The sequence below is a fragment of the Streptomyces sp. NPDC050145 genome, from assembly GCF_044460245.1.
Lineage (GTDB): Bacteria > Actinomycetota > Actinomycetes > Streptomycetales > Streptomycetaceae > Streptomyces.
The window spans coordinates 14,997-30,331 of sequence record NZ_JBITJS010000021.1; the positions used below are offsets into that span (position 1 = coordinate 14,997).

Below are 15,335 nucleotides of genomic sequence, written 5' to 3' on the forward strand. Positions count from 1 at the left end.
GCCCAGTGGAAGGGGACTGCTGTGCGGGACCTGCGCGGGACCCAGGTGGGTCCCGCGCGAGCCCTGCGGCGACTTACGGGAACGTCAGCTTGAAGCTGTTGATGTACCCGGTGTCGTAGGCAGCCTTGTCCTGGACGCGGAGCTTCCAGGTGCCGTTGGCGACCTCGGAGGAGGCGTTCACGGTGAACGTCTTCTGGATGTTGTCGGCGCTGCCGCCGGACCGGTTGCTCAGGTTGTAGACCGAGCCGTCGGGGGCGATGAGGTCCACGACCAGGTCACCGCTGTAGGTGTGGACGATGTCCACGCCGACCTGGAGGGTGGACGGCGCGTTGCCGGTGACGCCGGAGACCGTCACGGACGAGGTGACCGCCGCACCCGGGGAGTCCGGGATGTTGACGTCCGTGTCGTTGGTGAACACCTTGCCGGTGCCCGGGTCGCCGCCGCCGGAACGGGTGCCGACGTTGACGCCGGCCCACGCGTCCTGGACCGCCTTGTACTCGGCGGAGGTCGTGCCGTAGAGGTCGCCGGCCGCCGCGAGCGTGCCGGTGCGGGCCGCCGCGTAGTTGGTGCTCGACGTGAACTTCGTGGTGAGCGCCTTGAACCAGATCAGCGCGGCCTTGTCGCGGCCTATACCGGTGACCGGGAGGCCGTCGGAGGTCGGCGAGTCGTAGTTGACCCCGTTGACGGTCTTGGCGCCGCTGCCCTCGCTGAGCAGGTAGAAGAAGTGGTTGGCGACACCCGAGGAGTAGTGCACGTCGACGTTGCCGACGCCCGAGTACCACGAGTCCTTGGACGCGCCGTCCTTGCTCGGCTTGTCCATGTAGCGCAGCGGGGTGCCGTCGCCGTTGATGTCGATCTTCTCGCCGACGAGGTAGTCGCCCGGGTCGGCCGAGGTGTTGGAGTAGAACTCGACGGCCGCCGCCATGATGTCCGAGGTCGCCTCGTTCAGGCCGCCGGACTCACCGCTGTAGACCAGTCCCGCGGTGGCCGAGGTGACACCGTGGGTCATCTCGTGCGCGGCCACGTCGAGCGAGGTCAGCGGGGCCGCGTTGTTCGTGCCGTCGCCGTACGTCATGCAGAAGCAGCTGTCGTCCCAGAACGCGTTGACGTAGTTGTTGCCGTAGTGCACCCGGCTGTACGCGCCGACCCCGTCCCCACGGATGCCGGAGCGGCCCTGCACGTTCTTGTAGTAGTCCCACGTCTCCGCGGCGCCGTACGCGGCGTCGGCGCCGGCCGTCTCCAGGTTGGAGGCGGAGCCGTTGCCCCACACGTCGTCGGAGCCCGAGAAGAGCGTGCCGGTGCCCGACGTGCCGTGGTTCAGGTTGTACGTCTTGTGGCCGCCGCGGGCGCCGTCGGTCAGGTTGTACGTCGAACCCGACTGCGTGGAGCCCAGCGTGACCTGGCCGCTGTACTGCGTGTTGCCCGTGCCGTTCTCGATGCCCTGCCACTCGTACAGCTTCTTGCCGGTCGCCGCGTCGGTGATGACGTGCAGCTCGTTCGGCGTGCCGTCCTCCTGGAGGCCCCCGACCACCGTCTCGTACGCGAGCGTGGGCTGCCCCTTGGAACCCTCGCCCAGCCACACGACCTTGCGCGGCGCCCGGTCGGCCTCGGTCTTCTTCGAGCCGTCGGCCTTCGCCAGCTTCAGCGCCTGCGCCTCGGCCGTCGCGGGCTTCACGTCCGCCGTCGTGTCCACGCCCTTGAGCTGGGCCTTGGACGCCTTCGTCACGCCCTGCCGCGCGCCGGACTTCGCGGCGTCGACGACCATGTCGCCGCCCAGGACGGGCAGACCGGCGTAGGTCCGCTCGTAGCGGGTGTGCGTCGTGCCGTCGCGGTCCTGGATCACGTCGCGGACGACGAGCTTCTCCTGGGAACCGAGGCGCAGGTCCTTGGCGGTGGCCGCCTTGCCGGCGTTCGCCTTGCGCAGCAGCTCGGCGCGCTGCGAGGGGGTCAGCTTGGCGGGGAGCGCGCCCTTGTCGGCGCCGCGCTCCATGCTCGCGGTGACCTTCGCGGCGGCGGGTCCGCCGTCACGGGCGTCGGCCGCGGTGGCCGGGCCCGACTGGAACGCCACGGCCAGCAGGGCCGATACGGCGCCCACGGCCGCGGCGGCGGTCGCGCGGCGCCGGACGGAGGAGGATCTGTGGGAGGTGGAGGTGCTTCTCAACGCGGGACTCCTTCTGCGTGGCCGCCTGGGTGCGCGGCCAGTGGGGAACGGACGGCGGTGGCCGTCCGGGCAGAACGCAGTGCGTCTGTGCAGCTGTGCAGCTGTGCAGGTGGTGCGCAGGGAGGTGCTGTGGCCGGTCGCGGTGAGCTGTGGGGCAGCTGTGCGGTGGCCGAGGGAAGAGTGGCAGCAGAGAGCGCCGTCTGTCAGGAGCGCATCAAGAGGTTGGCCGGAATTGGTTCGGTGCGCGGGTGGTCATGTTCGATATACGGAGGGGGAGTTGGGGTGGTGCGAGGCGCCCCGGTCCCCTGTTACCTCGGGAAACGTCGCGCCCGGGCGACCGGGTCCATCCGTGGAACCGCTCCCTCCGCACCGGACGCCGCGCTCCGGTGACTCAGGAGTAGCGAGGGCTTGAAGTCGCTGCGGTGGCTTGAATTGATCGGTGGGGGAGGGGTGAGTGCGGATCCGCGCCGAGGTACTTCGGTCTCTCGTCGCCGGGTGCCGCGCCGTCGTGGCCGGTCGCGGGGTGCGAGCGGGTAGCCCCTGGGGCACGCGGAGCGTGCCTTCAGGGGCGCGGCTCAGTGGATGCTGTCGCGCCAGGCCTGGTGGAGGCCCGCGAAGACGCCTGTTCCGGCGATGAGTTCGGCCGGGGGGCCGTCCTCGACGATGCGGCCCCGGTCCATCACCAGGACCCGGTCCGCGATCTCCACCGTGGACAGACGATGCGCGATCACCACCGCGGTGCGGCCGCGCAGCACCGTCTGCATGGCCCGCTGCACCGCCCGCTCCCCGGGAATGTCGAGCGAGCTCGTCGCCTCGTCGAGGATCAGCACCGCCGGATCCGCGAGCAGCGCCCGCGCGAACGCCACCAACTGCCGCTGACCGGCCGAGATGCGCCCACCACGCTTGCGGACGTCCGTGTCGTACCCGTCCGGCAGCGCCATGACGAAGTCGTGCGCGCCGATCGCCTTCGCCGCCCGCTCGATCTCCTCCCGGCTCGCCTCGGGCCGCCCGATCGCGATGTTTTCCGCGACCGTCCCGGAGAACAGGAACGCCTCCTGCGTCACCATCACCACCCCGCGCCGCAGCCCGGCCGTGGACAGCTCCCGCAGATCGACCCCGTCGAGCAGCACCTGCCCGTGCGAGGGGTCGTAGAAGCGGGCCAGGAGCTTCGCGAGCGTCGACTTGCCCGCGCCGGTCGAACCGACCACCGCGACCGTCTGCCCGGCCGGCAGCCGCAGGTCGAAGTGCGGCAGCACCTCGCCCCCGGTGCGGTACCCGAACGAGACGTCCCGGAACTCGACGTCCCGGCCCGGCAGTTCACCGGTCCGCTCCGGCAGCTCGCGCGCCGCGACCGGCTCCGGCACCGACGGCACCTGCTCCAGCAGCCCCGCGATCTTCTTCAGCGACGCCGCCGCCGATTCGTACGAGTTCAGGAACATCGCGAGCCGGTCGATCGGGTCGTACAGCCGACGCACGAACAGCACCGCCGCCGCCAGCACACCCAGCGCGAGCGTGCCGCCCGCCACCCGGTACGCGCCCCACAGGACCATTCCGGCCACCGCCGTGTTCGCGATGATCCGCGAGCCGACGACATAGCGGGCCATCTCCAGCATCGCCGTGCCGTTCGCCCGCTCGTGCCGGTGGTTGAGCCGCCCGAAGTCCGCGTCGTTCGCGGCCTCGCGGCGGAACGCCCGCACCGGCCGCATCCCGTTCATCGTCTCGACGAACTTCACGATGACCGCCGCGATCGCCGAGGACCGCTCCCCGTACGCGAGCGCCGCCCGCCGCCGGTACAGCCGGATCAGCACGTACAGCGGCACGAACGAGGCCGTCGCGACCGCGCCGATGCCCAGGTCCAGCCAGAGCAGCATCACCGTGATGTACAGCGACGCCAGAATGACGTTGACCAGCTCCTGGAGGCCCTCGCTGAGCAGTTCGCGCAGCGACTCGACGTCCGTCGTGGCCCGCGAGATGACCCGGCCCGAGGTGTACCGGTCGTGGAAGTCGACACTCAGCGCCTGCGCGTGCCGGAAGATCCGGCCGCGCAGATCGAGCAGCACGTCCTGACTGACCCGGGCCGACAGCTGGATGTACGCGTACTGGAACGCGGCCGAGCAGCACGCCGTGAGCAGGAACCCGGCCCCGACCGCGATCAGCGGCCCGTAGGAGTGGTCCCGGAACGCCGGCACGGCACGGTCGATCGCGTACGCCACGAGCAGCGGCCCCGACTGCACCGCGCCCTGCTGGAGCAGCAGCGCGAGCACCGTGAGCCAGACCCCGCGCCGGTGCGGCCCCAGCAATGACCGCAGCAGGGCGCCCGTAGCGCCCTTGCGCGTAGGAAGATCGTCCTGGTCGAACGGGTCGACGGGGGCCTGCGGACCGCCGTCCCGCGGCGACTGCGGGCGCGGCTCCTCGTCCGGGCCCGTCGCCTCGACCGGCTTGCCTGTGGTGGTCGTCATCCCTGCGCCGCCTTTCCCGGGGCCGAGTCGTCCCCCGACATCAGATGCCGGTACTCCGCGTTCGTGCGCAGAAGTTCGTGGTGCGTGCCCACCGCCGTGACGCGGCCCTCGGAGAGGAGGGCGACACGGTCCGCGAGGAGGACCGTCGACGGGCGGTGCGCCACCACCAGAGCCGTGCTGTCGGCGAGGACACGGCGCAGCGCCGCCTCCACCGCCGCCTCCGTGTGGACGTCCAGCGCCGAGAGCGGGTCGTCCAGGATCAGGAAGCGCGGGGCGCCCACCACCGAGCGGGCCAGGGCCAGCCGCTGACGCTGCCCGCCCGACAGGCTCAGTCCCTGCTCACCCACCTCGGTCGCCGCGCCCTGCGGCAGCCGCGCCACGAAGTCCGCCTGCGCGACGCCGAGCGCCCGCTCCAACTCCGCGTCCCCGGCGTCGGGCGCCCCCATCCGCACGTTCTCCGCGACGGACGCCGAGAACAGCGTGGGCTCCTCGAACGCCATCGAGACCAGCGTGCGCAGCTCCGCGCGGGACATCGCCGCGATGTCCCGCCCGTCGAGCGTGATCCGGCCGCCCGTGACGTCGTACAGGCGCGGCACCAGCGCGGTGAGCGTCGTCTTGCCGCTGCCCGTCGCCCCGACCAGCGCCATCGTCTCGCCGGAGCGGATGTGCAGGTCGATACGGCGCAGCGTCGGCACGGAGCCCGACTCCGCGTCCGGGTAGCGGAACTCGACGCCGTCGAAGCGCAGCCCGTCCCCGCCCGGAACCGCCGTCACGGAGGCCACCGCGCCCGGCTCGGCCTGCTCCGGCTCGGTCTCTTCCGGCTCGGTCTCTTCCGGCTCGTCCATGACCTCGAAGAAGCGCCGCGTCGCCGTCGCCGCCTCCTGGCTCATCGCCAGCAGGAAGCCGATCGACTCGATGGGCCAGCGCAGCGCGAGCGCCATGGACAGGAACGCGACCAGCGTGCCCGCCGACAGACCGCCGTCCGCGACCTGCACCGTCCCGAGGACCAGCGCCGCGCCGAGCGCCGCCTCCGGCAGCAGCGTGATGACCGCCAGGATCCCGGCGAGCAGCCGCGCCTTCAGCAGCTCCGTGCCGCGCAGCGTCCGCGACAGGTCACGGAAGGCGCGGGCCTGGCTGCGGTGCCGCCCGAAGCCCTTGATGATCCGGATGCCGAGCACCGACTCCTCGACGACCGTGGTCAGATCGCCCACCTGGTCCTGGGCCCGCCGCGACGCGTCCGCGTACCCGTGCTCGAACCGGTAGCAGACCACGATCAGCGGGACCGCCGGCGCGAGCAGCACCAGACCGAGTCCCCAGTCCTGCACGACGAGCAGGGCGAGACCGGCCACGATCGTCACCCCGTTGACGATCAGGAACGTCAGCGGGAAGGCCAGGAACATCCGCACGACCATCAGGTCCGTCGTCGCGCGCGACAGCAACTGCCCCGAGGCCCACCGGTCGTGGAACGCCACCGGCAGCCGCTGCAGATGCCGGTACAGATCGGCCCGCATCGCCGCCTCGACCCCCGCCAGCGGCCGCGCCACCAGCCAGCGCCGCAGCCCGAACAGCAGCGCCTCCGCGAGACCCAGCGCGAGCAGCACCCCCGCCCCGAGCCACACCCCGCCCGGATCCCGGTCGGCCACCGGGCCGTCCACGATCCACTTCAGCACCAGCGGGAACACGAGCCCCAGACAGGAGGCGACGACGGCCACCGCCGCGGCCCCCGCCCAGCGCGCCCGCACCGGCCGTACGTACGGCCACAGGCGCAGCAACGCCCGTACGGCCGACCGCCGTTCTGTGCCGGTCGCCGGTTCAGGGTCCGTGGTGGGTGCAAGTGAAGTGGCCATCAGGAGTGAGACTACGGATCGCCACTGACATCTCCCACCGGGTTTCCGGCTCCCCGGACCGCTCCGCGCGCCCCGGAGTCGTACCCGTATCAACCGATCGGCTGATGCGAGCCCGAGCGCGATGGCCGATACCGGGCCCGGCCCCCGAGCGGGACGCTGAAGCCATGACGATCACCAGTGCACCACTCATCGAGGTCGCGGGGCTGCGCAAGACGTACGCCGGCCGGGCCGTCGTCGACGGTGTCTCGTTCGGTGTCCAGGAGGGGGAGATCTTCGGCGTCCTCGGACCGAACGGCGCCGGCAAGACCACCACCGTCGAATGCGTGGAGGGCCTGCGCACCCCCGACGCCGGCACCGTCCGGGTCGCGGGCCTCGACCCCGTACGCGACCACGAGCAGGTCACCCGCATCCTCGGCGCCCAGCTCCAGGAGAGCGAGATCCAGCCGAAGCTCACCGTGCGCGAGGCCCTGGAGCTGTACGCCTCCTTCTACCCCGACCCGCTGGACTGGCGCCCGCTGGCCGAGCGGCTCCGGCTCACCGACAAGCTCGGCACCCGCTTCGCCAAGCTGAGCGGCGGCCAGAAACAGCGCCTGTTCATCGCGCTCGCCCTCGTCGGCAACCCCCGCGTCGTCGTCCTCGACGAACTCACCACCGGGCTCGACCCGCGCTCCCGCCGCGACACCTGGCAGCTCATCGAGGACGTCCGCGACAGCGGGGTGACCGTCCTGCTCGTCACGCACTTCATGGAGGAGGCCCAGCGCCTCTGCGACCGGATCGCGGTCATCGACCAGGGCCGGGTCGCCGCGCTCGACACCCCCGACGGACTGATCCGCCAGGCCGCCGGCGCCATCGTCATCTCCTTCACCCCGTCCGCCCCGCTCGACGAGCGCGACCTCGCGGCCCTGCCCGCCCTCGCCTCCGTCGCCCACAAGGACGGCCGCGTCACCCTCACCGGCGGCGAGACGACCGTCGACGCGCTCCTCACCCTGCTCGCCCGGCAGCACGTCACCGCCCACCAACTCCGGGTCTCCGACGCCACGTTGGACGACGCGTTCCTCGACCTGACAGGAGCCGGCCAGTCATGAGCACCGTCACCCTCGCCGCCCCGGCCAGGACCGCCCGCCGCGCCGTCCTCACCGCCGAGTTCCGCCTCTTCCTGCGCGAGCCCGGCAGCCTGGTCGGCATCCTCCTCTTCCCCGTCGCCCTCCTCGTGATCCTCGGCTCCATCCCGGCCTTCCGCGAGGCCGACGACAGCCTCGGCGGCATCCGGCTCGTCGACGCGTACGTCCCCGTCACCGTGCTGCTCGGCATGATCGCGGGCGGCCTGCAGTCGATGCCGCCGATCCTCACCGGCTACCGCGAGCGCGGCATCCTGCGCCGCATGTCGACGACCCCCGTACGACCCTCCGCGCTGCTCGGCGCGCAGATGGGCATCCACGGCGCCGCCGTCCTCGTCTCCGCCGCCCTCTGCCTCGCTGTCGGCCGCCTCGCCTTCGACGTGGCCCTGCCCCGCCAGCTCTTCGGCTACCTGCTGGCCCTCGTGCTCGCCGTGGCCGTCGCCCTCGCCCTCGGCGCCGTCGTCTGCGCCCGCGCCGGCACCACGAAGATCTCCGCGGCCATCGGCACGGTCGTGTTCTTCCCGTCCATGTTCACCGCGGGCGTCTGGCTGCCGGTGCAGTCGATGCCGGACGCACTGGCGCACATCGTCGAACTGACCCCGTTCGGCGCCGCCGCGCAGGCCCTCAACCAGGCCGCCGCCGGCGACTGGCCCGGCACCGTCCACCTGCTCGTCGTCGCCGCGTGGGCGGTGGCCCTGTCCGCCGCGGCCGCCCGCTGGTTCCGCTGGGAGTGACGATGACGCAGGTTCCCTGGGGGCAGACTGACGGCGTGATCAACGGACCCGCGCGCGAGCGCACCGCCGCCGAACTCGCCGACGCCGTCGCCACCGCCGAGGACCCCTGGCGCGTCGTGCACCGCTACGGCGCGTACGTCCTGCTCGCCATCGGCACCGTGCTGGTCGCCACCACCGCCGACGTGATCGGCATGAGCCGCACCGAGTGGTGGATCTCCGGAAGCCTGATCGCCGCCGCGCTCGCGCTCCAGCTGTGGTGGACGCGAGCGGAACCGGACGTGCCGCGCCCGTCCGCCGTCAGCGCGCTCTTCTACTGGGCGCGCTGGGCGATCGGCTTCGTCGTCGCGCTCATCAACCCGTTCTTCGCCTTCTTCGCGGCCGTCGGCTACTACGACGCCGACCGGCTGCTGCCGCGCCGCCAGCAGAAACCCGGCATCCTCGCCTCGGTGATCATCGTGGCGGGCGCCCAGAGCGGCGGCCTGCCGCCCCGCGGACCGCTCGGCTGGGCCGTGTTCGGGGCGCTGATCGTCGCCAACATGGCCTTCGTCGTCATCACCGGGCACCTCCAGGAGAAGGAGCAGGAGCGGGCCCGCGTCCAGGTCCGCACGATCCACGAACTCGCACGGACCAACGCGGCGCTCCAGCAGGCCCTCGACGAGAACGCCGCCCTGCACGCCCAACTCCTGCTCCAGGCACGGGAGGCGGGCGTCGCCGACGAACGCCGCAGGCTCGCCGCCGAGATCCACGACACCATCGCCCAGGGCCTCACCGGCATCATCGCCCAGCTCCAGGTCGTCGCCGGCGCCCCGACCCTCGCCGTCGCCCGCGAACACCTCGACCGCGCCAGCGACCTGGCCCGGCACAGCCTCGGCGAGGCCCGCCGCTCCGTCCACAACCTCGCCCCCGCCGCCCTCGCCGACGCCACCCTCCCCGAGGCGCTCAAGAAGACCGTCGCCGACTGGGGAGCCCGCACCGGGGTACGCGCCGAGTTCACCCTCACCGGCACCGCCCAGCCGCTGCACGAGGAGATCGAGGCCACCCTCCTGCGCATCACCGAGGAGGCCCTCTCCAACGCGGCCCGGCACGCCCACGCCGCCCGGCTCGGCGTCACCCTCTCCTTCATGGCCGGCGAGGTCACCCTCGACGTCCGCGACGACGGCCGCGGCTTCGACCCCCTCGCCCTGCCCGCCCGCACCGGCACCGGCGGCTTCGGCCTCGACGGCATGCGCGCCCGCGCCGAACGCCTCGCCGGCGACGTCACCGTCGAGTCCGAACCGGGCGGCGGCACGGCGATCTCCGCTCGCGTACCTTTGGTGCCCCATGACCAGTGAAACCCCCGGCGGCGCCGCCCCGATCAGCCTCCTCATCGTCGACGACCACCCCGTCGTACGGAACGGCCTGCGCGGCATGTTCGAGTCCGCCCCCGGGTTCACCGTCCTCGGCGAGGCCGCCGACGGCGTCGAGGGCGTCGCCCGCGTGGCCGAACTCGACCCCGACGTCGTCCTCATGGACCTGCGCATGCCCGGCGGCGGGGGAGTCGACGCGATCAGGGAACTGACCCGCCGCGGCGCCCGCGCCCGGGTCCTCGTCCTGACCACCTACGACACCGACTCCGACACTCTCCCGGCGATCGAGGCCGGCGCCACCGGCTACCTCCTCAAGGACGCCCCGCGCGAGGAACTCTTCACCGCCGTCCGCGCCGCCGCCGCAGGCCGCACCGTCCTGTCGCCCGCGGTCGCGTCCCGCCTGGTCACCGCCGTACGCACTCCGGCCGCCCCCGCCGACGACACCCTCTCCACCCGCGAGCGCGAGGTCCTCCTCCTGGTCTCCAAGGGCACCTCCAACAAGGAGATCGCCCGCGAACTGTTCATCAGCGAGGCCACCGTGAAGACCCATCTCACCCACATCTACGCCAAGTTGGGCGTCAAGGACCGCGCGGCCGCGGTCGCCGTGGCGTACGACCGCAAGATTCTCGGATAGCCGACCCGGCCGGTCCGTCCCCATACTGGAAGCATGAGCGGCGGCTCCCAGGAGTTCGTGCGCGCGACGCCGCGGCCCGGCGGCCCGATCGTCTCGGCGGTCGGCTACCGCAGCGAGGGGCAGCGGCCCGCGCTGCACCGCGGGCTGCCCTCCCCGTACCTGACCGTGATCTTCTCGCTCGACGGGCCCGTCGTCGGCGGCGCCACCCCCGAGCAGGCCACCGGTACGGACGCCGTCCGCACCGACATCGTCGTGGGCGGCCTGCACCAGAACCCCGCCTACATCGCCCAGCCCGCGCACGAGGCCGGCATCCAGCTCGCCCTGCACCCGCTCGCCGCCCGCGCCGTGCTCGGCATCCCCGCCGCCGAGCTGTCCGGGGCGATCGTCACCGAGGGCACCGACGTGTTCGGGCCCGCCGCCGCCCGGGTCCGCGACCGGCTCCACGAGCTGCCCGGCTGGGCCGACCGCTTCGCCTGCCTCGCCGCGTACCTGCGCCCCGACGACGGCCCCTTCGCCGGGGTACGCCCCGAGATCGCCGAGGCCTGGACCTGGCTCGCCCGGCACCGCGGCGCCGGCACGCTGCCCGGGCTCGCCGCGCACGTAGCCCTCAGCGAGCGCCGGCTCACCACCCTCTTCCGCGCCGAGACCGGCCTCAGTCCCGGGCAGGCCGCCCGCCTCATGCGCTTCCAGCACGCCAAGGCCGCCGTCGTCCGCGCCGTCGCCCGCGGCGCCCCGCCCGACCTCGCCCGGGTCGCCGCCGAGCACGGCTACGCCGACCACTCCCACCTCGTCCGCGCGTTCCACCAGTACACGGGCCTGAGCCCGACCGCGTGGCTCGCCGAGGAGTGCCGGAACATCCAAGCCGGGGGGCACCTCAACGGCGAAGAATCGGACCCATGAACACCACACAGCGCACCCCTCAGCCCACCGTCTGGCCCACCCTCCAGGCCGACGACGCGCCCGCCCTGATCGACTTCCTCGTCGGCACGGTCGGGTTCCTGCGCACCGCCGTGTACGAGGACGGCGACCGCGTCGCCCACGCACAGCTCGACTGGCCGGAAGGGGGCGGGATCATGCTCGGCTCGGCGAAGCCGGTGGACGACGACGCCGGCAACTGGAGCCTGCGGCCCGGCTCGTTCGGCTGCTACGTCGTGACGGAGCGGGTCGACGAACTGTACGGGCGGCTCGTCGACGCGGGCGTCAAGATCCTCCGCGAGATCGAGGACCAGCCGTACGGAAGCCGGGAGTTCGCCATCCTCGACCCCGAGGGCAACCGCTGGTCCTTCGGCACGTATGCGGGCGAGCCGCGCGCTTGAACCGGTTCGTCTGCCGGCCGGTGGGGCTTCTCGCGCAGTTCCCCGCGCCCCTGAAATGCAGACGCTTCGCGTCGCATTTCCCCGATGGGGCACCGCCCCGATGGAGATGGCGCACGAAGTGCGCATCTCCAGGGGCGCGGGGAACTGCGCGACCAGCCCCCACCGGACCCGCAGACGAACGGGCTACTCCACAACCCGGAGCAACAACACCGTGCGGGGCTCCACCGTCAGCTCGGCGCCACCGGCACACGCAACCCCGGGCGAGACGACCCCCGCCTCCACCCCCGTGTCGACCAGCACCTCGTAGCGCCGCCCCCACGGCTCACCCGGCAGCACCCACGACACCGCCCCCTCACCCGCGTGCAGCAGCACGAGGAAACTCTCGTCCCGCACGGCGTGCCCCCGCGCGTCCCGCCCGGGAAGGTCGCGGCCCGACAAGTACATGCCCAACGTGGACGCGGGCGCGAACCAGTCCCGCTCCGTCATCTCCTCGCCCCGCACCGTGAACCAGGCCAGATCCCGCAACCCGTCCTGGGCCCGCGCCCGCCCCGAGAAGAACGCCCGCCGCCGCAGCACCGGATGCGCGTGCCGCAGCGCGATCAGCCGCGCCGCGAGGTCGAACAGGGCCCGCCACTCCGGCTCCTCCAGGAGACTCCAGTCGACCCAGCCGGTGTCGTTGTCCTGGCAGTACGCGTTGTTGTTGCCGCCCTGGGTCCGCCCGAACTCGTCCCCGGCGACCAGCATCGGCACCCCCGTGGACAGCAGCAGCGTCGTCAGCAGGTTCCGCAACTGCCGCCGCCGCAGGGCCCGTACGCCGGGATCGTCGCTCTCGCCCTCGACCCCGCAGTTCCAGGCCCGGTTGTCGTCCGTCCCGTCCCGGTTGCCCTCCCCGTTCGCCTCGTTGTGCTTGCGCTCGTACGAGACGAGGTCGCGCAGCGTGAAACCGTCGTGCGCGGTGACGAAGTTGACCGAGGCGTACGGCCGCCGCCCGCCCCACGCGTACAGGTCGCTCGACCCCGAGAGCCGGTACCCGAGGTCCCGTACGTCGGGCAGCGCGCCCCGCCAGAAGTCCCGTACGGCGCCCCGGTAGCGGTCGTTCCACTCCGTCCACAGGGGTGGGAAGGCGCCCACCTGATAGCCGCCCGAGCCCACGTCCCACGGCTCCGCGATCAGCTTCACGCGGCGCAGCACCGGGTCCTGCGCGATGACCGCGAGAAAAGGGGACAGCATGTCGACGTCGTGCATCGAACGGGCCAGGGCCGCCGCGAGGTCGAAGCGGAAGCCGTCGACGCCCATCTCGGTCACCCAGTACCGCAGCGAGTCGGTGATCAGCCGCAGCACGTGCGGCTGGACGACGTGCAGCGTGTTGCCGCAGCCCGTGTAGTCGGCGTAGCGTCGGGCGTCGTCCTGGAGGCGGTAGTAGCCGCGGTTGTCGATGCCTTTCAGGGACAGGGTCGGGCCGAGCTCGCCCGCCTCCGCCGTGTGGTTGTAGACGACGTCGAGGATCACCTCGATGCCCGCGTCGTGCAGCGCCCGCACCATCCGCCGGAACTCGCCGACCTGCTGCCCGCCGGTGCCGGTGGCCGCGTACCCGGCGTGCGGGGCGAAGTAGCCGACGGAGTTGTAGCCCCAGTAATTGCGCAGCCCGCGCCGCAGCAGATGGTCCTCGTGGGCGAACTGGTGCACCGGCAGCAGTTCCACGGCCGTCACCCCGAGCCGCACCAGGTGCTCGATCGCCGCCGGGTGCGCGAGCCCCGCGTACGTGCCCCGCAGCTCCTCGGGGATGTCCGGGTGCCGGCGGGTGAAGCCGCGCACGTGCAGTTCGTAGATGACGGTGTCGGCCCAGGGCGTCTTCGGCCGGCGGTCGTCCGCCCACAGGTCGTCGGGCCCGTCGTCGTGCACGACCACCCCCTTGGGCACGTACGGCGCCGAGTCCCGCTCGTCGCGCACGGTGTCCGCGACATGTTGCTCGGGCCAGTCCCGTACGTGGCCGTAGACCGCGGCGGGCAGCGTGAACTCCCCGTCCACGGCACGGGCGTACGGGTCGAGGAGCAGCTTCGCCGGGTTCCAGCGGGCGCCGGTCCACGGGTCCCAGCGGCCGTGCACCCGGAAGCCGTAGCGCTGTCCGGGAAGTACGCCGGGTACGAAGCCGTGCCAGATCTCGTGCGTCGACTCGGCCAGCGGGGAGCGCCGTTCGCGGCCCTCGGCGTCGAACAGGCACAGCTCGACGGACTCGGCGCCGCCCGCCCACAGCGCGAAGTTGGTGCCGGCGACCCCGTCCGGGCCGACCCGGTGGCGGGCGCCGAGCGGCGCGGGCGTGCCCGGCCACATCGGTTCCACCGGCGGGGTCCGCCCGCGCGTTCTCCCGAACGGCGCCGGGGCGGGCACCGCCTCCTGCTCGGCTGCGCTCGACACCTGTCGGCCTCCCGCGGCTCGTGGGGCTCTCCAGTTGTTCTGCCCAGAGGCTCCGGGCTCGCACGCACGTTTCCCCGGCGGGGTGCCCGTCGTTGGGGCTGGCGTGAGAACAGCTGTGAGGCGCGCGCGGCGCGTAGGGGCGGCCCTGGCCGCCGTACTGATCTTCGCCGGATGCGACGCGGTGGACGAGGAGCTCGGCAAGCCGCGCTCGTCCGAGGACCTGATCCGGGTGTCGCCGGACGACGCGAAGCGGGGGGTGAGCACGCGGGAAGGGCTCCGCGTCGAGGTCCCCGAAGGACATCTCCAGTCGGTGAAGGTGGTGCGGACGCGGGACGCCCAGGAGGAGCCGGTGCCGGGCCGGCTCGAGGACGACGGCAGGACCTGGCGGCCGACCGGGCCCGGTGACGGCCGGCTCGCCCTCGCCGCCAAGTACACGGTCGACGCGGTCGCGGTCGACGACGAGGGGCGCCGCTCGGCCCGGCACACCACGTTCACGACGGCCGTCCCCGCCGAGCGGTTCATCGGCTACGTCACGCCCGAGAACCGCGCCACGGTCGGCACCGGCATGATCGTGAAGCTGGAGTTCAACCGGGAGATCGAGAACCGCGCGGCCGTCGAGAAGGCCGTGTCCGTGACCGCTCGCCCGGCCGTCGAGGTCGCCCCGCACTGGTTCGGGAAGACCCGGCTCGACTTCCGCCCCGAGAAGTACTGGAAGCCCGGCACCGAGGTCACCGTCGCGCTCGACCTGCGGGACGTCGAGGGCGCCCGCGGCGTCTACGGCCTGCAGCGCAAGACGTTCTCGTTCACGGTCGGCCGCAGTCAGGTCAGCCTCGTCGACGCCAAGAGCCACACGATGGAGGTGCGCCGGGACGGGGAGCTCCTCGACACCCTGCCCATCACGGCGGGGGCGCCGCGCTCGACGACGTACAACGGGAAGATGGTGGTTTCCGAGATGCTCGAGGTCACCCGTATGAACAGCCGCACGGTCGGTTTCGGCGGGGAGTACGACATCCCCGACGTGCCGCACGCGATCCGGCTCACCGACTCCGGCACCTTCCTGCACGGCAACTACTGGTCCCAGGGCGTCTTCGGGTCGAGCAACGTCAGCCACGGGTGCGTCGGGCTGCGGGACGTGAAGGGCGGCAGCGCGCTGACACCGGCCGGCTGGTTCTTCGACCGCACGCTCGTCGGGGACGTCGTCGAGGTGCGCGGCAGCGCCGACAAGCAGGTGGCGCCGGACAACGGTCTGGGGGGCTGGAACCTGGGCTGGTCCAAGTGGAAGGCGGGTTCCGCGCGTTCATAGCG

11 protein-coding genes are annotated in these 15,335 nt (G+C 72.6%); 7 read left to right on the plus strand and 4 right to left on the minus strand.

All coding sequences use genetic code 11. The features are described from left to right. Positions 1-73: 73 nt before the first annotated feature. The 3 genes from ACIBTU_RS33070 to ACIBTU_RS33080 all read right to left on the minus strand — a co-directional run bounded on the left by ACIBTU_RS33070 (position 74) and on the right by ACIBTU_RS33080 (position 6,467). Positions 74-2,161, minus strand: a complete 2,088-nt coding sequence (locus ACIBTU_RS33070; protein ID WP_399130361.1) for a M4 family metallopeptidase — start codon at positions 2,159-2,161, stop codon at positions 74-76. Positions 2,162-2,736: 575 nt separating this feature from the next. Then, positions 2,737-4,620, minus strand: a complete 1,884-nt coding sequence (locus ACIBTU_RS33075) for an ABC transporter ATP-binding protein (protein ID WP_399130362.1) — start codon at positions 4,618-4,620, stop codon at positions 2,737-2,739. Further along, positions 4,617-6,467 carry an ABC transporter ATP-binding protein gene (locus ACIBTU_RS33080; protein ID WP_399130363.1) on the minus strand — a complete coding sequence of 617 codons (1,851 nt, stop codon included), beginning with the start codon at positions 6,465-6,467 and terminating at the stop codon, positions 4,617-4,619. Before ACIBTU_RS33080 ends, ACIBTU_RS33075 begins: the two co-directional genes overlap by 4 nt. Before the next feature lie 164 nt (positions 6,468-6,631). Here ACIBTU_RS33080 and ACIBTU_RS33085 point away from each other — a divergent pair, with 164 nt between their 5' ends. From ACIBTU_RS33085 to ACIBTU_RS33110, 6 genes are read left to right on the plus strand one after another with little or no spacing between them, the layout of a single operon-like run. Continuing rightward, on the plus strand, positions 6,632-7,552 hold the full coding sequence (locus ACIBTU_RS33085; protein WP_399130364.1) for an ABC transporter ATP-binding protein: 921 nt from the start codon (positions 6,632-6,634) through the stop codon (positions 7,550-7,552). Continuing rightward, positions 7,549-8,319: an ABC transporter permease gene (locus tag ACIBTU_RS33090; RefSeq protein ID WP_399130365.1), complete on the plus strand. Its 771-nt coding sequence runs from the start codon at positions 7,549-7,551 to the stop codon at positions 8,317-8,319. Before ACIBTU_RS33085 ends, ACIBTU_RS33090 begins: the two co-directional genes overlap by 4 nt. A gap of 35 nt (positions 8,320-8,354) precedes the next feature. Then, the gene (locus ACIBTU_RS33095; protein ID WP_399130366.1) at positions 8,355-9,650 is read left to right on the plus strand and encodes a sensor histidine kinase; all 1,296 of its coding nucleotides are present in this window, start codon (positions 8,355-8,357) and stop codon (positions 9,648-9,650) included. Further along, entirely contained in the window at positions 9,640-10,299 is a 660-nt protein-coding gene (locus ACIBTU_RS33100) for a response regulator (protein ID WP_399130367.1), read from the plus strand. Before ACIBTU_RS33095 ends, ACIBTU_RS33100 begins: the two co-directional genes overlap by 11 nt. A 33-nt stretch (positions 10,300-10,332) precedes the next feature. Next, complete coding sequence (locus tag ACIBTU_RS33105; protein ID WP_399130368.1) at positions 10,333-11,199, plus strand: helix-turn-helix domain-containing protein; 867 nt, start codon at positions 10,333-10,335, stop codon at positions 11,197-11,199. After that, positions 11,196-11,615: a VOC family protein gene (locus ACIBTU_RS33110; RefSeq protein WP_399130369.1), complete on the plus strand. Its 420-nt coding sequence runs from the start codon at positions 11,196-11,198 to the stop codon at positions 11,613-11,615. The genes ACIBTU_RS33105 and ACIBTU_RS33110 overlap by 4 nt, the downstream gene beginning before the upstream one ends. Positions 11,616-11,798: 183 nt before the next feature. Here ACIBTU_RS33110 and glgX read toward each other — a convergent pair whose 3' ends face one another. Then, a complete protein-coding gene (glgX, locus tag ACIBTU_RS33115; protein ID WP_399130370.1) occupies positions 11,799-14,030 on the minus strand; it encodes a glycogen debranching protein GlgX in 2,232 nt (743 codons plus the stop codon). 103 nt (positions 14,031-14,133) lie between these two features. On the opposite strand from glgX, the gene ACIBTU_RS33120 reads away from it, so the two are divergent. After that, a complete protein-coding gene (locus tag ACIBTU_RS33120; RefSeq protein ID WP_399130371.1) occupies positions 14,134-15,333 on the plus strand; it encodes an Ig-like domain-containing protein in 1,200 nt (399 codons plus the stop codon). Positions 15,334-15,335: the final 2 nt, after the last annotated feature.